At 65.4% G+C, this 20,396-nt stretch carries 8 protein-coding genes and 6 pseudogenes; 6 read left to right on the forward strand and 8 right to left on the reverse strand.

The window, feature by feature from the left end:
- Positions 1 to 19 precede the first annotated feature (19 nt).
- Positions 20 to 1,708: an alpha,alpha-trehalase TreA gene (gene treA, locus XAXN_RS16030; protein WP_054320291.1), complete on the reverse strand. Its 1,689-nt coding sequence runs from the start codon at positions 1,706 to 1,708 to the stop codon at positions 20 to 22.
- A gap of 272 nt (positions 1,709 to 1,980) precedes the next feature.
- Positions 1,981 to 2,749: pseudogene (locus XAXN_RS16035) on the reverse strand (DUF72 domain-containing protein).
- 104 nt (positions 2,750 to 2,853) lie between these two features.
- Between XAXN_RS16035 and XAXN_RS16040 the strand changes: the two are divergent.
- Positions 2,854 to 3,606, forward strand: coding sequence for a DNA-formamidopyrimidine glycosylase family protein (locus XAXN_RS16040; protein WP_054320296.1), 753 nt, complete (start codon positions 2,854 to 2,856; stop codon positions 3,604 to 3,606).
- 615 nt (positions 3,607 to 4,221) lie between these two features.
- Positions 4,222 to 5,127, forward strand: a pseudogene (locus XAXN_RS16045) (hypothetical protein).
- Between the two features lie 112 nt (positions 5,128 to 5,239).
- On the opposite strand, the gene XAXN_RS16050 reads toward XAXN_RS16045, so the two are convergent.
- Together XAXN_RS16050 and XAXN_RS16055 are read right to left on the reverse strand one after the other, a co-directional pair.
- Positions 5,240 to 6,169, reverse strand: coding sequence for a GAF domain-containing protein (locus XAXN_RS16050; RefSeq protein WP_054320292.1), 930 nt, complete (start codon positions 6,167 to 6,169; stop codon positions 5,240 to 5,242).
- Positions 6,170 to 6,670: 501 nt separating this feature from the next.
- A pseudogene (locus XAXN_RS16055) lies at positions 6,671 to 9,612 on the reverse strand (M16 family metallopeptidase).
- Positions 9,613 to 9,676: 64 nt separating this feature from the next.
- Here XAXN_RS16055 and XAXN_RS16060 point away from each other — a divergent pair.
- Positions 9,677 to 12,445 carry a PAS domain S-box protein gene (locus XAXN_RS16060; RefSeq protein ID WP_425511884.1) on the forward strand — a complete coding sequence of 923 codons (2,769 nt, stop codon included), beginning with the start codon at positions 9,677 to 9,679 and terminating at the stop codon, positions 12,443 to 12,445.
- Positions 12,446 to 13,029: 584 nt separating this feature from the next.
- On the opposite strand, the gene XAXN_RS16065 is transcribed toward XAXN_RS16060, so the two are convergent.
- The 4 genes and pseudogenes from XAXN_RS16065 to XAXN_RS16070 all read right to left on the reverse strand — a co-directional run bounded on the left by XAXN_RS16065 (position 13,030) and on the right by XAXN_RS16070 (position 16,955).
- A complete protein-coding gene (locus XAXN_RS16065; RefSeq protein WP_425511885.1) occupies positions 13,030 to 14,697 on the reverse strand; it encodes a methyl-accepting chemotaxis protein in 1,668 nt (555 codons plus the stop codon).
- 21 nt (positions 14,698 to 14,718) lie between these two features.
- Positions 14,719 to 15,041, reverse strand: a pseudogene (locus XAXN_RS23695) (cache domain-containing protein); the annotation flags it as partial.
- 170 nt (positions 15,042 to 15,211) lie between these two features.
- A complete protein-coding gene (locus XAXN_RS21870) occupies positions 15,212 to 15,436 on the reverse strand; it encodes a hypothetical protein (RefSeq protein WP_134980340.1) in 225 nt (74 codons plus the stop codon).
- A 112-nt stretch (positions 15,437 to 15,548) separates the two neighbouring features.
- On the reverse strand, positions 15,549 to 16,955 hold the full coding sequence (locus XAXN_RS16070) for a cellulase family glycosylhydrolase (RefSeq protein WP_054320297.1): 1,407 nt from the start codon (positions 16,953 to 16,955) through the stop codon (positions 15,549 to 15,551).
- 374 nt (positions 16,956 to 17,329) lie between these two features.
- On the opposite strand from XAXN_RS16070, the gene XAXN_RS16075 reads away from it, so the two are divergent.
- From XAXN_RS16075 to XAXN_RS21875, 3 genes and pseudogenes are all read left to right on the forward strand, one after another.
- Positions 17,330 to 18,817, forward strand: coding sequence for a SulP family inorganic anion transporter (locus XAXN_RS16075; protein WP_054320294.1), 1,488 nt, complete (start codon positions 17,330 to 17,332; stop codon positions 18,815 to 18,817).
- Positions 18,818 to 18,940: 123 nt separating this feature from the next.
- Positions 18,941 to 19,892, forward strand: a pseudogene (locus XAXN_RS16085) (M28 family peptidase); the annotation flags it as partial.
- A 390-nt stretch (positions 19,893 to 20,282) separates the two neighbouring features.
- Positions 20,283 to 20,396 (forward strand): annotated as a pseudogene (locus XAXN_RS21875) (IS5/IS1182 family transposase); the annotation flags it as partial.

Genomic DNA, 20,396 nt, shown 5'->3' on the forward strand with positions numbered 1-20,396 from the left:
TCTGGGGCGGTAAGGACGGCTAGCTGAGCCTGGCTCTGGTGATCGTCGCCTCGGGCTTGCGCACGCGCTTGGCGGGCGCGGCTTTGGTGTCTTTGCCCGGATATAGATTCAGCAGCATCAAGGTGACGCCGTTGGTCCAGCCGAAGCCGTCCTGCAAGGCGTATTCGCCGCCGCCGCCGCCGGCCGCATCGGTTTCCAGGCCGTACTTTTCGACCAGCTTGTGTTCGCGTGCGAACAGCGCCTGCACCTGGGCGAGGAAACGCTCGCCGATGGTGCGTGCCAGCGCGTCTTCGCCGTAGCGGCGCAGGCCGTCCACGGCCACCCATTGCAGTGGCGCCCAGCCATTGGGCTCGTCCCATTGCTGGCCGGTCTTCACTGCGGTGGTGGCCAGGCCACCCGGGCGCAGCAGCGTCTTACGCACGGTGCTGGCGGTGCGCTTGGCGTGATCGTCCGAGGCAAGACCGGCGAACAGCGGATACAGCGCTGCGGCGGTGACCTGTTTGCTCAGCGTGCGCGTCTGCCAGTCGTAGTCGGCGTAGTAGCCGGCTGCATTCCACAGATGCGCGTCGATGGCCTGCTTGCGCTGCTGTGCAAGTGCGGCGTAATCGCGGGTGCACTCTGCGCCGGGTTGCGTACAGGCCTGCGCCAGGGTGCGCTCCAGGTGGTAGAGCAGGCTGTTGAGGTCGATCGGGATGATGGCGGTGGTGCGGATGGTGCGCAGGTTCTGGCCGTCGGCCAGCCAGCGGCTGGTGTAATCCCAGCCGCTCTCTGCGCCGGCACGCAGGTCGCGGTAGACCTCGGCGGCCGGGCGGTCTTTGACCTCGGCAGCCGTGCGGGTGTCGTGCAGCCAGGCTTCCGGGCGCGGGGTGTCGCGCTCGTCCCAATAGCGATTGAGCACGCTGCCATCGGCCAGGCGCACCACGTGGCACGCGGCCTGGCCGGGCTGCAGGTCATCGCTGCCCTGCATCCAGTAGGCGTATTCCTTTTGCAACTGCGGCAGGTAGCGCTGATACACCGCCTCGCCTTCCACGCCGGCCTGCAGCCCCACCATGTAGGAGAAGAACGGCGGCTGCGAGCGGCTGAGGTAGTAGGTGCGGTTGCCGTTGGGAATATGCCCGTAGGTGTCGATCAGGTAGGCGAAGTTGTCCAGCATCTGGCGGCTGAGCGTGGTTTCGCCGCTCTTCACCAGGCCCAGCATGGTGAAGTAGGAATCCCAGTAATACACCTCGCGGAAGCGCCCGCCCGGCACCACGTACGGGTGCGGCAGCGCCAACAGGCTGCTGTGTGGTGGCACGTGATTCTGGCTGCGCACCAGCTTGGGCCAAAGCAGGTCGATGTGCTCGCGCAGCGCGGTGTCCTGACGGATCGCATCGGTCTGCACTGGCGGCGACTCTTCGAAATTGGCATCCACGAACTTGCGCAGATCGAAGCCGGGGTGATCGTGCTGCGCCAGATAGTCGGCGTTGATCAGTGCCGGGTCGCGCAGCGGCAGGAAGTCGACAAAGTGCTTCTGGTCGTCGAACAGCTCGCCGCGCTGCACGGCCTGAAACAGTTCCGGGTAGGCCAGGTCGGGCGTGGGCGGCCTGGGCGCCGGCGCATTGACGACCGGAGTGTCCGGCGGCGCGGCGGTCAGCGTGCCCGGCGCAACAAACATGCTCAGCGACAGGCCAAGCAGCGACGTGCAGCACGGGGGCGCGGCAGAACTCATAACATCTCCAGAACGGGCAGTGGCGTAGGGCATGGTAAACGACCGGTGTGGCGGGCGGGACCGAGTAAGGTGCCGGCACGCCGACAGGCTTCGCGCGGGGACGACTGGATACAGCAAGCTGATCGGCGTGGTGCCGCATCTTGCGTCGATCCAGGCATATCGGCGCGGCAGTCGTGCAGCTTGAAGGGTGCGCGCCGGCGCCCCTGCCGCCGAGCTGCTGCAAGATGCGCGCCACTGGCGTGCCGGAACACCGCCGCGTGCCCGCACCTGCGCTAGCGCTCGATCCTCAGTAAACGCTGCAGTTCCAGTGCATTGGAGGTCGCGCACCCGGCCGCGGTGTTGTCGAAGATCACCCAGCGTTCGGGCGGCGGCTGCGTGCTGTCGGGTGGGCTGGCGCGCACCGTGGCGGCCAGCGCCTGCAGCGCGGTGTGCGCGTAGCTGCTGTAGTAGATACGCGGTGCGCCATGCCAGCGCCAGTAAAGCGGCGCAGCAGCCGGGCTCGGCAGGGAGGCCGCGGGCACCGGCGCCGGGTCGGCGGCGCAGCGCGCAATGCGATGGCGCGCCAACAACGCCTGCGCAGGTGCGGCGAACCAGCTGGCGTGGCGCGGTTCGCAGACCACGCCGCCGTCCCAGCGCCGGCGCAGCATCGCGAAAAACCGCGCGGCCACCGCGGCATCGAAGGCCGCGCTGGGCGGCAGTTGCAGCAGCAGGCAGCCCAGGCGCGTCCCGAGCGCGCCGGCCTGCGCGAGGAAGGCATCCAGCAGCGGTCCGGTGCCGCAGGCGTGCGTCGTGGCTGATGCTGCGCGGCAGCTTGACCGAAAAACGAAAGTTCTCCGGCACGCTGTCGGCCCATCGCGCGTAGGTGCTGGCGCGGTGCGGGCGATAGAACGAGGAGTTGATTTCCACCGCATCAAAACGCGTGGCGTAGCGCTGCAATACGCTGGCGCCCTCGCCGAACTGTGCGCGCTCGGCGGCAGGAATCGACCAGCCTGCGCAACCACAACGCACACGTGCAATGGCACCGGATGGACGAGCTGGCATGGCAGGCAAGCCGAGGGTGGCAGCACTCTATGCATGCGTGCGCGTCAGGATGCCGTGTGCATCGCGATCACGGGCGAATCACGCAGCGCTTCGATACTGGGCGCATGCCGGAAGGTCCTTCACTTGTCATCCTGCGCGAAGACACCGAAGCGTTTGTCGGTCGCAAGATCGTGCGCGTGTCCGGCAACAGCAAGCAGGACATCGCGCGGCTGGACCAGCAAAAAGTGCTGGCACTGCGCAGCTGGGGCAAGCACTTTTTGATCGAATTTGCGCATTTCAGCGTGCGCATCCATTTCCTGCTGTTCGGCAGCTACCGCATCAACGAAGACAAGCCCAACGCGGTGCCGCGCTTGTGCCTGGAATTTTCCAAAGGCCAGCGGCTGAACTTCTACGCGTGCTCGGTGCAGTTCATCGAGCGTCCGCTGGACGAGATCTACGACTGGACGGCGGACGTGATGAACCCGCTCTGGGACGCCGCGCAGGCGGGCCGCAAATTACGCGCTGCTCCGGCAATGCTGGCGGCCGATGCACTGCTTGACCAGACCATCTTTGCCGGCGTGGGCAACATCATCAAGAACGAAGTGCTGCATCGTATCCGCGTGCATCCGGAAAGCACCGTGGGCGCGTTGCCGGCGCGCAAACTGGTTGAACTGGTTACCCAGGCACGTGACTACAGTTTCGACCTCTACATCTGGAAAAAAGCCTTCGTGCTGAAGAAGCATTATCAGGTGCACACCAAGACCAGTTGCCCGCGCGACGGCGCACCGCTGCAGTACCGCAAGCACCTAGGAAAGGCCGGACGTCGCGCGTTTTTCTGCGAGGTATGCCAGCGCTTGTACCGTGCCGACCAGGCCTGATGGGCGCCGTGCCGCAGCCCGGAAAGCGGCGGTCGGATCGGGGAGTGCCTGCTGATGGATTGCGGTCTGATGGATTGTGGTCACCAAGCAGCAGTCCGCGCGCGCCGACCTGCGTGGGCCTGTCGTTGGCCTGCCAGTGATCGGATGGCGGCGTCTTCGGTGGGCGCGCTGGCGTGACGATGCCTCAGCGTTCGAGGATGTGCATTGCGGTGTCGGATCTCGGACGGAATAGGCAGTTTGCGCGGTGCTGGCGCTTGGCCTGCCCATCGCATGGCCAAACGATTTGCCTGCTATGTTCTCGGGGGCTGTTGTCGAATGCGCTCACCGGTGCGCCCTCTGTCCGGCCCGCGGCGGACTGCCACTTCGCTTGCGCCAGCCTGCTGCGCAATGTGAATGGCGGCTGGCCCTTCCCGGCCAAACAACGAATTACAAACGCGCGCCGGCGCCGCGCCGGCTAGATTTGCGCCTCGCACACCAGGGTTCGCCGTGTGCGGCGTCGGCACTCTCATCTCATCGGTCTCCCGCATTGTGATTACCCGCAAGAAGGAAGCGCTTGTCCCGCATATCGCCGCTGTCGCATGCACGGGCGCCATCCTGTTCTTTCTTGCCTGCCTGTTGTTGTACATGCCGCCGCCGCACCAAACCCTGCAACACGACGACACGTTGCAGGTGTATTTCTTGCCGCGGCCGCAAGAAACGCCGCCGACACCGCAGCAACCGCCGCAGGAGCCCGAGCGCAAACCGCCCGCTGCATCGGCCGCGCGTGCGGCGCCGCCAGCCACGCGCACGCCGCCACCGCCGCGGCAGGTAGCAGCCGCCACTGCGCCGGCCAGCGATTCCATGTCGGCCCAGCTGTATACCCGCGACGGGCGCCTGCGCATGGCGCAGGTGGACCCCATGGCGCAGACCGGCAGTGCGGTGCTGCCGGGGATGACCGACGAACGCGCGCAGGCCAAGGCGCGCAAGATCATGGAGCGGGTCAACCCGGTGCAGTACCAGGACACCCGCTTCGCCAAGGACTGGAAGAGCGATGGCACGTTGGGCGATGTGGCGGTGTAGGAAATGAATCGCGGCATGAAGAAGTTCAACGACATGCTCAACGGGCCGCAGACCCAGGTCGCCAAGGCGCGGCCGCCGCCGGACGTGCGCTTCAATCCCGCGCTTGCCGGCAATCAGGCCGAAATGGGCAGCGAGGCGACGGGCGATGCCTATAAGTCGGCGCCGATTGCGCATGAAACGCTGCCCGACCTCAAGGGTGAAGCCAGCCGTCGCATCCGCGAGGCCTTTGCGGCGCTGGAACAGCGCAGTGCGCGTTGCGATGCCTCCAGGCGCACATCGCTGTTGTCGCCGGTGCGCACGCACCTGTCGGATCTGGAACGCGCCGAGCACGCCTTGAACAACGGCGCCGACCCGGTGATGGCCGCACAGATGCTGCCGCGTCAGGCCGACAGCGCCTACGACCTGGCCCGCCGCGCGCTGTGGTATGCCGACCGCCAGTTGAAGCAGTGCGCGCTGGGGTGACCGGTGTGCGTGTGCGTTGCGCTACAGACTCAGCCTTGAACGCTGCGCCGTTATCGCCACGCCGAGCAATGCATTCGCCAGGTGCGCCCAGGCGTGGATCACTGTGCAGGCCTCAGGCCAGACTCTGCCGGTAACGATCCTTCTCCGCGCTCAGCGCGACTTCGGCGCGTAGAAACACCTGGCCGATCGGCTCGTCCGGGCGAATGGATTGCGCCTGGCCCAACAAGACGGTCAGGCCCAACGCATGTTGTTGCTGGGCGATCTCGCGCAGGCGCTGCAAGGTGCGCTCGGCGTCGGGGCCGCGCAGCACGGCGATGAATTCCGCACTGTCGGTGACACGGTCGATGCTGTTGCCTGGCCCCTGCACCAGTGCCGCGAGGGCCTGGTCGAGCTGCTGCAGGTTGCGGCCGAGCAAACGTTCGCTCTGGCGTTCGGCCAGTGCGGCCAATTCCTGCACTTCCAGAATCACCAGGTGATAGCCAGTGTCGGCGACGGCCTGGCTGGCGACCGGAGCGACCGGCTGCAGGATGGCGTCGCGCTCGAGTTGCAGCTCGCGCTTGCGCTCGTCGAGCAGACGCATGGCTACCCGTGCAAGCGCCTGCAGGCCGGTGTGCTGCAGCTCGGTGAGCGTGCGTGGCTCGGTGTCGAGCACACAGACCGTTCCCAGTGCTACACCGTTGGAGGTGACCAGCGGCATGCCGGTATAGAACCGCGCGCCGGTATCGCCGGTGACCATCGAAATATCGGCAAATCGAGTGTCCTTGCGCAGGTCCGGCACTTCCATCAGCTGCTCGGGGCTGCGGATGGCGTGGTCGCACACTGCCTGGCTACGTTCGGTCTGCTGCAGGCCCAGACCCAGCTGCGCCTTGAACCATTGGCGGTCGCGGTCCACCAGCGACATCAGTGCGATCGGTGTGCCGCACAGAGAGGCGGCAACCTGCACGATGTCTTGATAGGTGTCCTCCGGCAGGCTGTCGACGATGCGATAGCCGTCCAGGACTTGTTGGCGAGAGGCTTCGTCAGCCACGGGCATGTCTTTCATCGAATAAGCCAGGCAAGCGCGAACGCGAAAGTCGCAAGGATACCGGCAGCGACGGCAACGCGGCGTGGATGCTGCCCTGCGGACAGCGCAGGGTGAGACGCCAGCGCTGCGTGATGGCAGCGACCGCGTGCGTCGTGGTTGCGTGCCGAGTCGGCAGCAGCTGCCATGGCGAAACGCAGGCGAGTCGTTGGACATGCGCCGCGTCTAACGCACGCTCTGGCCAGCTCGCTTGAGTCACTCGCCCGGACCATCGGCAGCACCCATTGCACAGCGCAGGCTGTGCCCGTCCGGCAGTGGCGTGCCAGGGTCATTGCTGCTTCAACACGACGTGCACGGCGGATATCCTGCCGTATCCCTGCTGCTGTCGAGTACGCCTGCAGGCAGCGACCAGGGCTGCAGGTGTCTTGGTGCCATGGCGCCGCAGCCACGTGGGGTGCAACACCGCAGTGGCGACGATCATTCGGGGGGGACGACTGACGCACCGAACAAGCGCACGCCGCATCACACATTCCCCCAGCCCGCACCGGCCACGCCGCGTGCAGCAGCGCAGCCGGTGCGACAGGTGCGATAGCGCTTGACCGGCTTGCCGTCCACATCCAGCACCTGCACGTCTCCCAGCTTGAGCGCACGGACGGGGGCTTCGATCTTCTTCAGGTCGCCGACGATCACCCAGGTCATCGCCTCCGGCTTGATGATTTCCTTGATGGCCTTTTGCGCAGCCGGCTGGTCGATCGCTTCCAGGCGCAGCTTGAGCGTCTGCACGTAGTCGTCGGGGCGGTCGAACTGCACGATGCCTTCGATCGCACCGAGCACCGCGCCGGCGGTTTCGAAGCTGCCGGGCAGGGCGCGGATGCGCTGGTTCTTGATCTTCTCGATTTCATCGGTGGTCAGCGGCTTGTCGCCAATGATGGCGGTGGCTTCCTTGAAGATCTCGTTGGCCGATTCGGCGGTCTTGTCGGTTTGCACCGGTGCCGAAAACAGGTAGGGCCGCTGGCCTTGCGCATCCATCATGCGGGTGCCGGCGCCGTAGGCCCAGCGCTTGTTCTCGCGCAGGTTCATGTTCAGGCGCGAGGTGAAGGTGCCGCCGAAGGCGCCGTTGGCCACACCAATGGCCAGGTTGTCCGGCGCCTTGGTGGACGGGGCCAGCAAGCCGGCCAGAATCACCGATTGCGGCGCATCCGGGCGGTTGATCAGGTACACGCGCGGCTTGGGCTGGGCGGCGACGTTGGCCAGGTTTTTCTTCGGCAACGCCGTGGTCGGGGCCTTCCAGTCGCCGAAGACGGCATCGAGCTGCGGAATGATCTGCGCCAGCGTGGTGTCGCCGGCCACCAGGATGCGCAGGTTGTCCGGACGCAGCCACTGGCTGTGGAAATTCTGCAGATCCTGCGCGTTGAGGCTCTTGATGGCGGCCTCGGTCCCGCTACCGGTGAGCGGGATGCCGTACGGGTGCTGGTTGCCGAACAGCAACGGCGGCAACGCGCGCAGCGCCAGGCTGTTGGGCTGGGTCTTTTCCTGCGCAATGCCGGACAGCCACTGGCCGCGGACGCGTTCGATGTCGGTGGCCTTGAATGCCGGGTTGCGCACAATGTCGGAGAACAGCTGCAGCGAGGGCTGCAGCTGGTCGTTGAGCGCATCCAGCGAGGCGCTGCAGCTGTCCAGATCGCAGCCGATCGCCGTGATCGCGCCCAGGCGCTGGCGGCGCTGGGCCACTTCCACCGAATCCAGCGCGGTGGTGCTCTCGTTCATCAGCGCGGTGCTGAAGCTGGCGGTACCGAGCTTGTGGCCCTGGTCGGCCGCATAACCGGCGTCGAACAGCAACTCCACCTGGGTGACCGGGATGGTGTGGCGCTCGGCCAGGATCACCTCGATGCCGTTCTTCAACTTGCCGCGCTGCAGCTTCGGAAAGCTCAGGTCCGGGAATTGATCGGTCTGCGGCACGCCCTTGCTGCGGTCCAGCGTGGAAGCGGTGACCTTGAACGTGCCCGCGGCCGGCAGCTTCGGCGCCGGCTTGCCGGGTTCTTCGCCACGTGCCACCACCGCCTTGTCCTCGGCGGCCGGGTCGAAGTCCTTGCTGGCCGGCAGCACGGTCAGCAGGTAGTCGCCCTTGCCGAACCACGTGGCCGAGGCCTGCTTGACGCTGCCCGCGGTGGCGGCCTGGGCGCGCTGCAGATCTTTCTTGTAGGCGCCCGGGTCGCCGCGATAGACCTGTCCCTCGGCCAGGATCACCGCCTTGCCACCGAAGCCGCCGACCTTTTCCAGCCCGCGCACGAAGCCGGCGCGATAGGCCACCTGCGCGCGCTGCAGTTCGTCGGCGGTGGGGCCCAGGGCGATGAACTTCTTGAGTTCTTCGTCGATGATCGCCTCGACCTTGGTCGGGTCCACGCCGTCTTTCACGTCGGCCTGGATCTGCACCTGGCTGGACAGCGCGAACGGCTGCACCGAGGCGGAGACGTCGTCCACCAGGTTGTCCTGATAGACCAGGCGCTGGTACAGCCGCGAGGTCTTGCCGCCGCCGAGCACGGTGGTGGCCAGATCCAGCTGGATGAGGTCGTCGGTGCCCAGCTGCGGTGCGGCCCAGGTGCGGTAGATGCGCGGCTGCGAGACATGGTCGTGCTGCACGCCGCGCTTTTGCGCTGCCAGCGGGGTCACCCACGGCTGCTGGCGCGCCACCGGCTTGCCGGACGGGATATCGCCGAAGTACTGCAAGGCCTTGGCACGCGCCTGCGCCACGGTGATGTCGCCGGCCAGCACCAGGGTGGTGTTGGCGGCGCCGTAATTGTCGTTGAACCACTGTTTGACGTCGGCCAGCGAAGCCGCGTCCAGGTCCTCCATCGAGCCGATGGTGTCGTGCTGGTAGGGGTGGTTGGCCGGGAACAGGTTGGACAGGATGTTCTGGTCCACGCGGCCATACGGGCGGTTCTCGCCCTGGCGCTTTTCGTTCTGCACCACGCCGCGCTGGGTATCGAGTTCCTGCTGGCCGATCGCGCCGAGCAGGTGGCCCATGCGGTCCGATTCCAGCCACAGCGCGGTATCCAGCGCGGTGGTCGGCACGGTCTCGAAATAGTTCGTGCGGTCGAACCAGGTGGTGCCGTTCATGTCGGTGGTGCCGACCTTTTCCAGCGGCGCAAAGAAGCTGCCCTTGTTGTTTTCCGAGCCGGAGAACATCAGGTGCTCGAACAGGTGCGCGAAGCCGGTCTTGCCGGCCGGCTCGTCGCCGGAGCCGATGTGGTACCAGATGCTCACTGCCACCACCGGCGCCTTATGGTCTTCGTGCACCACCACGGTCAGGCCGTTGGGCAGGGTGAAGCGGGTATAGGCGATATCGGGAATGTGCTGGCCGCGCTCTTGGACAGGCTGGCTGGGGCGGCAGCGACGGCGGGGGCAACGGAACCGGCAGCGACGCCAAGCACACCGGCGATCAACAGGGACAGCGGACGCAGCATGTGACACTCCAGGACAGGGCAATCGGCCGAGGGTAGTGGCTGCTTGGCGGGGCCGCAAATGCCGATGGGCAGGGGGCGGGCCTGGTGTCTCGCTGCGGTCAGTGCCGGGCAGGCACCGGCGCGTCGGCTCGCTGGCGCATTGCCGCGGCATGCCAGCCCAGGCGAACGCGACCGCCCGTGGCTCAAGTTGCTCGTCGCGTTGCCGTTACCTGGGGCGACCTATCTTGACCAGGCACCGCCTGCCGATCACGCCATGACCGTCCTGTTGCCGCCCGTGCCGATTCCCGTCGACGACGCCTTGCGCGTGGACGCGGTGCGCCGGCTGGGCGTGCTGGACACCGAAGCGGAGGCCGAATTCGACGATATCGCCTGGCTGGCTGCGCACGTCAGTGGCGCCACGACGGCGCTTGTATCGTTGCTGGATGCCGACCGCCAGTGGTTCAAGGCGCGCTGCGGCACCGATCTGGAAGGCACCCCGCGCAGCGCCTCGTTCTGCGCCCATGCGGTGATGGGCACCGGGCTGATGGAAGTGCCCGACGCCGAAGCCGACCCGCGTTTCGTCAACAACCCGTTGGTGATCGCTGTCCCCGGCGTGCGCTCGTATGTCGGGGTGCCGTTGATCGGGCGCGAAGGCTATGCCTACGGCACCTTGTGCACGCTCAGCACCCAGCCGCGCGTGCTCGACGAACGCCAGAAGCAGGCCCTGATCCGCCTGGCACGCCAGGCCGTCAACCAGTTGGAAGCGCGCCGCGACCGGCTGGACGCGCAGGCGCAGCGGCAGACCTTGAGCATGTTGCTGGAAGCCATGCCCGATGGCGTGGTGGCCTGCGGCACCGACGGCTTGCTGCGCGAGTTCAATCACGCCGCGAGGCAATGGCATGGCACCGACCCGCGCATGCTGCCACCGGCGCAATGGGCGCTGCATTTCGATCTGTACACCGCCGATGGCAAGAGCCTGCTGCCCACCGAGGACATTCCGCTGCTGCGTGCCTGGCGTGGCGAACACGTGCGCAATGCCGAGCTGGTGATTCGCGCCACCAACCAACCGCCACGCAGCGTGCTGTGCAATGCGGACCCGGTGGTCAGCGACAAGGGCACGGCATGGGGGGCGGTATGCGTGATGCACGACATCACCCAGCTCAGGGAAGCCTCGGCCGCACTGGCCGGCGAACGCGCGCGGCTGCAGGCCCTGGTAGACGCCTCGCAGGACGTGGCCATCATGGCGTTCGACCGGCAGGGCCGCCTGGAGCTGTTCAATCCCGGTGCCGAGCGCCTGCTCGGTTACCGTGCCGACGAGGTGCTGGGCACCTGCCCGGCGCAGTTACATCTGCCGGCCGAACTGGAGCGGCACATGGCAACGCTGGCGTTGTCGCCACCCTCGTACCTGAAGCTGGCGGCGGCGGCGGCCGGCGATGTGCTGGCCGAAGAACTCTGGACGCTGGTACGCAAGGACGGCGATCTGCGTCGCGTGCGGCTGTGTTTCAACGTGATCCACGACGCGCAGCAGGGCCTGGCCGGGTATCTGGCGATGGCCATCGACGTCACTGCCGAATTGCAGGCGCAAGCGGCCGCGCAGTTGGCCGCCGAACGTTTCACCGGCGCATTCGAAACCGCGCCACAAGGCATGGCGATCGTGTCGCTGGACGGTGAGTGGCGTGACGTCAATCCGGCGCTGTGCGGCATCCTGGGCTATGCGCGCGAGCAATTGCTGCGCACCACCGTCCAGCAGATCACCCATCCCGACGACCTGGAGATGGACCTGCAATTGGCCCAGGACCTGATCGACGGCAAACGCGACAGTTACAGCCTGGCCAAGCGCTATATCAGCCAGCATGGCGCGCTGATCTGGGCGCAGCTATCGGTGTCGCTGGTGCGCGACAGCAGCGGTGCGCCGGTGCATTTCGTCTCGCAGATCCAGGACGTCACCGAGCGCCATGTGGCCGCCGAACGGCTGGCCGAAAGCGAAGCGCGCCTGCGCGCGATCAGCGACGCCACGCCGACCCTGGTCGCCCAGTTCGATGCCGGGCAGCGCTACCTGTTCGCCAATGAAGCGCATCGCCACTGGCTGGGCGTGGAGCCTGACAGCCTGGTCGGTCGCCACATTACCCAGGTACTGGGCGAAGACCTCAGCACCGCCGCGCGCGCTGCGCTGGCACAGGTGGTGGCCGGGCAGCGCGCCAGTTTCGAACATCTCCTGGGTGGCGGCAGCACGCCGCGCGACGTGGAAGTCACCCTGGTGCCCGAAACGCAGACTGCCACGCCCACGCAGGGCTTTTTCCTGATGGCGCACGATGTCACTGCGCACAAGACCCTGCACCGCCTGATGCACGAGCGCGCCACCCGCGATGCCTTGACCGGCCTGCCGAACCGGCACGCATGGTCCGAAGCGCTGCAGGTGGCGGTTGCGCAGGCGCAACAGCAGCAACGCGCGGTGGCCGTGATGTTCCTGGATCTGGATGGCTTCAAGCGCATCAACGATGTCTACGGCCACCGTGCCGGCGATGCGGTGCTGGTGGCGTTCGGCAGCTGCCTGCAACGCGCGGCGGGCGAGCGCTATCTGGTGGCGCGTCTGGCCGGCGACGAATTCGTCGTGTTGCTGGATGGGTTGGAAGATGCGCAGGCCGAATGCGCTGCGGTGGCAGAGCGTATCAGCACGCTTGCCGCGCAAGGCGCCACGTTTGGCGACCAGCATCTGCCGATCCAGCCCAGCATCGGTGTGGCCTGGCAACACGGCGCACAGGCCGAAGCGTCCAGTTTGATGCATGCCGCCGACGAGGCGATGTATGCAGCCAAGCGCGCGCGGCAGCCAGATGGGCAGGCGCCTCGCTCTTAGGCGTGGTGTGGTGAGGGAGCAGGTCAGCGCATGCGCACTGCCGGAAACTGGGTACTTCTGCTGTTAGGTGCAACCGCAAGCCGCAAGCCGCAAGCCGCAAGCCGCACACAGCCAGTGCTTGACAGGGTGACAGCGGGCATAGAATCAACGTGGTAACCAAAGGTTGCTGGCAGTCGTCAGGCAAGTTGGACGACGCAGAGCAAACAGATTGCACACGTCAATGGGCTATCGCGTGGGACAGCCTCGCCAGGAAGACGCCGCGCTCGCGTTGCAAAAAGCAACGATGCGCGTCACTGCCTGGGGAACGCTCGATAGAGCATGTCGAGACCGACCCTGGCACGTTGCGCGCCGCGGTTGGTGCTCAGGTGCACGGTTCAGTCGCTTTACAGCAACACACATCGCTTCGCGCAGGCTGGCGATGGTGGGTTCGCCCTACGATTGCGGCGGAGCCTGACGCGGACGCTTGGCAGATGGCGGTGTCTTTGTCACGATCCCAAACATCAGTCGCCCTCATCGCTGAGCATCCTACCGACATCGCCTGCCGCACAAGAGCGAGCGCTCGTGTGCGTGGCAGGCGATATCGCTCACGCCCGCAGCCTGTGGTCGTGCGCAGCTTGCTTGGCGGCCGCCGGCTTCGTAGCGGCAAGCGAATTCGCTGCGCTACGTGCCTGCGGCTGCGCGGCATCCGATGTCAGCCGGAACACCGCCACGGCGCGGGTCAGGTCGGCTGCCTGGTCTTCTATGCTGCGCGCCGCCGCGGTGGCTTCTTCCACCAAGGCGGCGTTTTGCTGGGTCATTTCGTCCAGCTGCATCACCGTGGTGCTGACCTGTTCGATGCCGGCGCTTTGTTCGGTACTGGCCGCGGTGATCTCGGCCATGATGTCGGTCACGCGCTTCACCGAGCTGACCACCTCGTTCATGGTGCTGCCGGCCTGTTGCACCAGCTCCGAGCCCTGCGCCACCTTGTCCACCGAATCGGAGATCAGCTGTTTGATTTCCTTGGCGGCACCGGCCGAGCGCTGCGCCAGGGCGCGCACTTCGGTGGCGACCACGGCAAAGCCACAGCTTTGCTCGCCTGCGCGCGCTGCTTCCACGGCTGCATTCAACGCCAGGATATTGGTCTGGAAGGCGATGCCGTCGATCACTCCGATGATGTCGGAAATACGCGCCGACGATTGCGTGATCGCCTGCATGGTGCTCACGACTTCCTGCACCACGCGGCCGCCGCTTTCGGCCACATCGCCGGTGCCCTTGACCAACTGGTTGGCCTGGCGCGCGTTGTCGGCGTTCTGGCGCACGGTGGAGGTGAGTTCTTCCATCGACGCGGCGGTTTCTTCCAGGTGCGCTGCCTGATGCTCGGTGCGCGTGGACAGGTCGGCATTACCGCTGGCGATCTCGCCTGCCGCGGTATTGATCATCTCGGCCGAGTGCTGGATGCCCTGCACGATGTGTGTCAACTGGATGGCGGTGCGGTTGGCCGCATCGTCCAGGCGACCGAATGCACCCTCGTAGTGCGATTCCACGCGCTGCGACAGATCGCCGTCGGCGATTGCGGCCATGATGCGGCCCACATCGTCCAACCCGGCGTCGGCCTGCTGCATCAGCCGGTTCAGCGTCTGCATCATTTCTGCAAAGGCGAATTGATAATGCGATTGATCGCCACGTGCGGAGAAATCGCCGCGCGCAGCTGCATTGGCCAGGCGCGCGATGTCGCTGTTGATCGCAGACAGATTCTCTTTCACCGTGTCCAGCGCCTGATGCAAGGCCGCGCGCTGGCCTGGCAGGCGACGCATGTCGCGGCGCAGATCGCCACGGCCGTAGTCGCTCATCACGTCCATCGCTTCGTTGATGGCGTCCAGGTGTTCGAACACCACAGCGTTGACGCCGTGCGCCAGCGTGCCGTAATCGCCGGGGAAATCTTCCGGAATGCGGTGCGCGATGTTCTCGCCCTGCTGCAGGCGGATCATGGTCTGCATCTCGCCGTTGAAGCGCTGCAGCTGGTTCTGCATCTGCTGCATGCTGTGCATCAGCTGGCCGGTTTCATCGCGCGATTCCACGCGGATGTCGTTGTCGAAGCGGCCCGAGGCGATGGCTTCGGCAGTGCGCGAGGCAGCACGTAGCGGCGCGGCCATGGCCGAGGCGATCAACCAGCACAGCCCGATCACCAGCGCCACCAGGGCCCCGCCGATCAACGTCAAGGTGCGTGTGAAACCCCCGGCCTGCACCTGAATGTCTTCGGCATAGACGCCCATCACCAGCACCCAGTTCCAGGCCGGAAAGGTCTTGGCGTAGCTGATCTTCGGCAGCTGTTCCTTCTTGCCCGGCTTGGGCCCGTCGTAATAGCTGAAGCCGTCGCCGCTATCGATGGCGGTCTTGATGTCGCGATACACGTATTGCCCGGCATCGTCTTGTAGTCGGTCATGTCGGTGCCGACCGAGCGCTTGGGATGCATCAGGATGCGCATCTGCGGATCGACGATGAAGAAGTAATCCAAGCCGTCGTTGGTACGCATGTCGGCCAGTGTGGTGCGTGCGGCTTCCTTGGCTTGCTCCAGGCTCAGCTCGCCGGCTTTGACCTTGTCGGCATAGTGCTGCATCACGTCAGGCCCATCTCCACCTCGGTCTTGACGCTGAGCTTGCGCGCCTCCACCAGATCCAGATATTGCAGGCGCGCGGCGGCCATCGCCAGGAGGATCACGCCCACCGTCAACAGCGTGCACAACAGGACGAACTTTCGGGTGAGCGGGAGATTGGCAACAGAACGACGCTACAGGGAAACAACAGGCATGACAACGGCATCCAAAACGCGCAGAAGCGCCATGGTCTGGATATCGGCCTGATGCCCGCCGGTGTTGAACGTTATCTGCGGCAGCGCCTGCTTGCTCGAGGCGTTTTCTGCGTCACGACGACATGCCCATGCAAGCGCGTTGCCGTCCGATCTACGTGATCCGGTGACTGTCTGCTGTGCCCAAGAGCCATCTGCTGTCTTCATCCTGCAGCACGGTGCGCCGATCAGCCGCACTGCGTGAAGCTTTACACCGTGCAGCGCAGACTGCGAACGTCTGCGCTGCACTGGCGGCCGCTGGGCACCTGCTGCAGGTTGACTAGCCCGCAGCGCAGAAGCCGAACTCGGCAGTTGCACCGGGCGCCATGGTGCGGTTGAAGTCCACGCCGCTGGCCTGGAGCGTCGTGCCGCTCTGTGACCAGGTGACGTTCCAGGCATTGTTGACGGTGCCGGTGACCGTCAGCGAGATCGACCAATTGCCGCTGGCGGCGCCGGTATTGGTGACCTGCACGCGGTTGCAGTAGCCACCGTTCCAGGTACTGTCCGGGATCACCTTGGTGCTGAAGCCAGCGCTTGGCGTTGGGGTTGGGGTCGGCGTCGGTGTGTCGTTGCTCGCCGTTCCCCACAGCGTCCGCAACAAGTTCATCTTGTCTTTGCGCACGCTGGTCCAGTCGTCGCGCAGAATGCCGCCGGTATCGCCGCTATTGGGGTTCCACCCCCAATAGAACCCTCCGTTGATGCCCTTGCCGCGCAGGTACTTCACCAGCGCGTCCTGCCAGACTTTGTCGCGTGCATCGCCTTCGCCGTACTTGCCGCCGAATTCGCCCAGCAGCAGCGCGTGATTGCCGGCGAACTTGCCGAAATGGCGGTCCCAGATGGTGGGCATGTTGTTGGGGAAGTTGCTGTCGTTGAAGTACGACTGCACGAACACGTCCGGGCCGTACACATGGGGTGCCAGCAACAGGCGGTTGGCCGGAATTTTCAGTGGGGTGCAGGCCAGCGGCTGCAGGCTGCCACCCCAGAAGATGCCGCCATTGGTCGAACACACCGGGTTGTCGGTGATGCCTTCCACCGCAATGATCCACTTCGGCGCCACCGCAAGCACAGCGGCAGAGCCGCGCTCGGCGGCCTTGTTCCAGTCGGTGGCGGCGTTGCCCGTGCCCCAGGTCGCGGCGCCATGCGGCTCGTTCTTCAGATCCACGCCGATCACTCTCGGCACGTTCTTGTAGCGGTTGGCGACAAAGCGCAGATCGTCCAGCCACTGCGCTTCGGAATACGAGCTGGTGTACCACAGCTCGGAAATTGCGGCGCAATCGGGTGTGTGGTGGTCCAGCAGCACATACATGCCGCGTGCGTTGAATTCGTTGATCACCTTGTCGAGGATCTGCAGCGAGGTCAGACCCTGCAGATCGGCGTTGCGGCTGTAGTCGATGCTGCTGGGCATCTGCCCGCTGCGCAGCGTGGCCGGGCAAAATGGCAGGCGCACCGCGTTGAAGCCCAGGCCCTGCATCTGGTTAATCATATCTTTCCAGTTGCGTGCCCACAGGCCATGCATGACATGGTTGCTGGTATCGAAGCCGAACACGTTGACGCCCTTGAGCTGAACCACTTTGCCGTTGTCGTCGACGATCTTGTTGTTGCTGACCGAATAGCTGAAAGCCGGTGCGGCTGTGAGCGCTAACATTGTTGCCACTGCGAGGGTACTTGCAGTCCTGAAGATTGACATGGTGATCTCCCTGGAAGACCGAACTCGACGGCCGAGCGCGGTGAGGTTGCCGTTGTCGTCGACGATCTTGTTGTTGCTAACCGAATAGCTGAATGCCGGTGCGGCTGTGAGCGCTAACACTTTTGCCGCTGCGAGGGTACTTGCAGCCCTGAAGATGGACATGGTGATCATCCTGGATGACCGAACTCGACGGCCGAGCTCGGTTAGGGGGGCATCTTGGTCCTCGGCTGCGCCGTGTGGCGTGACCGCTGCCACAGAAGAGCACAGTGGCGAACCGATCACACGCAAGCTGCGGGCGAGGTCGCTTTCCCGCACACTATCGGTGCTGCGTGCTGTCCGCAGGCTGTCCTTTTTGTCCCCCGGAGTGTCCCTCAATGTCCTTGTTGCGTGCCGAAATGGCGCAATGGCGCGCCTCCCCCGCGCGCGAACTCATGGCCGGTGCGGTCGCCACATTTGCGCTGATTCCCGAAGTGATTGCATTCGCATTCGTCGCCGGGGTGGATCCGCAGGTGGGCCTGTTCGCCTCCTTCGTGATCGGTATCGTGATTGCGTTTTGCGGTGGACGCCCGGCAATGATTTCTGCTGCGGCCGGCTCGGTGGCGCTGGTGGCCGCACCGCTGGTGGCCACGCACGGCTTGCCATATCTGCTGGCCGCCGGCTTGCTCGCTGGCGTGGTGCAGATCCTGTTCGGGTTGTTGCGGCTGGGCGTGCTGATGCGCTTTGTCAGTAGTTCGGTGCGCACCGGTTTCGTCAACGCGCTGGCCGTGCTTATCTTCGCTGCGCAACTGCCGCATCTGCTTGGCGCCAACCTGACCACCTGGGTCATGTTGGGCGCAGGCCTTGCCATCATCTACGGCCTGCCGCGTCTGCGCCTGCCGGGGCTGTCGGCAATTCCCTCGCCGCTGCTGTGCATCCTGCTGCTCAGCATTGCCGGCACTGCGCTGCATCTGCCGCTCAAGACAGTGGCCGATCTGGGCAAGCTGCCCAATGCGCTACCGTTCCTGCAGTGGCCGGCGGTGCCGCTGACGCTGGAGACGCTGCGCATCATTGCGCTACCGGCACTGGCCATCGCCATGGTGGGCCTGCTCGAGTCGATGATGACCGCGCGCGTGGTCGATGAACTCACCGACACGCCCAGCAACAAGAACCGCGAATGCACCGGGCTCGGCATCGCCAACGCCGCCGCCAGCCTGTTCGGCGGCATTGCCGGCTGCGGCATGATCGGGCAGACCGTGGGCAACGTGAAATACGGCGGCCGCGGCCGGCTGTCCACGTTGTTTGCCGGCGTGTTCCTGCTGATCCTGATGGTGCTGCTCAAGCCGTGGGTGTCGCAGGTGCCGGTGGTGGCGCTGGTGGCGATCATGGTGATGGTGTCGGCGGAGACCTTCGACTGGCGCTCGCTGCGCACCGTGGTGACCCACCCGCGCACCTCCAGCGTGGTGATGCTGGCCACCGTGGCGGTGACGTTGTTCACCCACAATCTGGCGGCAGGTGTGGCGGTCGGCGTGCTGCTGAGCGGGGTGTTCTTCACCTTCAAGGTGGCCGGGCTGCTGCAGATCGGGCATATCGATGGCGCGGATGGTGTGCGCACCTACAGCGTGCGCGGGCAGGTGTTCTTCGCCTCGGCCGATGTGTTCATCGACGCCTTCGACGCGCGTGAAGTGCCCGGCCGCGCAGTGGTGATCGATGTCGGCCGCGCGCACTTCTGGGACATCACCGCGGTGGCGGCACTGGACAAGGTGGTGCAGCGTTTGCGCCATCACGGTCTGGAGGTTCAGGTGAAAGGCTTGAATGCCGGCAGCCGACGCCTGATGCAGCGGCATGCCTTGGGCGAAGACGCGCTGGAATCGTCGCTGCCTTAGGCGGCGGCCTGCGCCAGGAATGCGCCCGGCATGTATGTGGCGCGGAATGCCGGGCTGTCCGTGTGCTGAGCGCGATGGCGAGCCAATTCAAATTCGGGCGGGCGACGCCGATGATTCGGCATCAACCCGCGCAGCGCGCATCCCACGCTGGAAGGCTGGATCCAGCGCGATCTGGCCACCGAGCTGTTCAAGCACGCCGGGCCGGATTTCGAGGCCTTGAAGAAGCAGGCGCAGACGCGCGATTTCAAGCCGGTCGAGCTCAAGGACCAACGTTTGAGTGCCAGCTACCAGGTCAAATCCGACGTGATCACCTCGCACAATGCGATGGCGCGGCTGGAGGGCAGCAAACACCCGAACGAAACGCTGATCTACAGCGTGCACTGGGACCACATCGGCGTGGGCAAGCCGGATGCGCGTGGCGACACCATCTTCAATGGTGCACTGGACAATGCCAGTGGCACCGCCGCGCTGCTGGAGCTGGCGCGTGGTTTCGCCAAGGGGCCAAAGCCCGAGCGCTCGGTGGTGTTCCTGGCCGTCACCGCTGAAGAAAAGGGCCTGCTGGGCTAGGAGTTCTACGCCTCCAAGCCGCTATACCCCGCTGGATACCACGGTGGCGGTGATCAACATGGACGGCATGAATCCGTTCGTGACCTCGCGCGATTTCGGCATCTACGGCACGGCAAAACTCGAGCTGCTCGATCAATTGAAGAGCGTGGCCGCGCAATCCAAGCTGCGTTACACGCCCGATCCCAAGCCGTAGGCCGGGTATTTCTTCCGTTCCGATCACTTTTCTTTCGCCAAGCGTGGCGTGCCGGCACCGTCGTATGCAGCTGGGCAGGATTGGGAAGTGGGCGGCGTGGCGGCAGGAAAGGCTGCCGCCGACGACTACACCGCCAAGCGCTATCACCAGCAAGGCGACAAATGGAAGCCGGATTGGACCTTCGCCGGCGCTGCCCGCGATCTGGGCGTGCTGTATGCGCTGGGCCAGCAGCTGGCCCAGCGCCAGTGGCCGAACTGGAGCCAGGATTCGGAGTTTCGCGCCACCCGCGACGCTAGCGCGGCGGCACGCAAGTAAGACCGGATCACAACGCCACTGCGCGGGATCAGGGCGGCTGCCCTCGCTCCAGGCGGCATGTGCCATATCGACATGCCGCTTTTGAATAAGCCTTGCCCGCCACGCGGCGAGTGCTTCTGGTTGTCGGTCATAGCAACCGGCAAACGTTCTGTGCAGTGCCTCGCTCCATGCGGCATGGATGCCGCCATCGAGCTCTAGATTGAATTCACGGCGTGTCCGCGAGCGGCGAGGCCACTGCCCACGCGACACGCCAGGCTTGAAGATCGCCAGCGCCCGCACACGCGAACGCTCGGCATCTTCAGGTGGCTACTTGACGAATAGTTAAGGCAACGCTGATCAAGTTCCAAAGATGCGAGGATAAGTGCTTCGCAGCGATGGTGGTGCAAGCCGATGAAGCAGCGGACCTTGGCAATGTCAGCTGACCAGGGCAACGGGTTTGAACAGTACCGTCGCCCGACGCGGCGCGATGTGTTCCTGGCACGGATGGAGACGCTGGTGCCGTGG

Origin of the sequence: Xanthomonas axonopodis (genome assembly GCF_001304695.1) — a bacterium.
In the GTDB taxonomy this organism is placed as follows: domain Bacteria; phylum Pseudomonadota; class Gammaproteobacteria; order Xanthomonadales; family Xanthomonadaceae; genus Xanthomonas; species Xanthomonas axonopodis.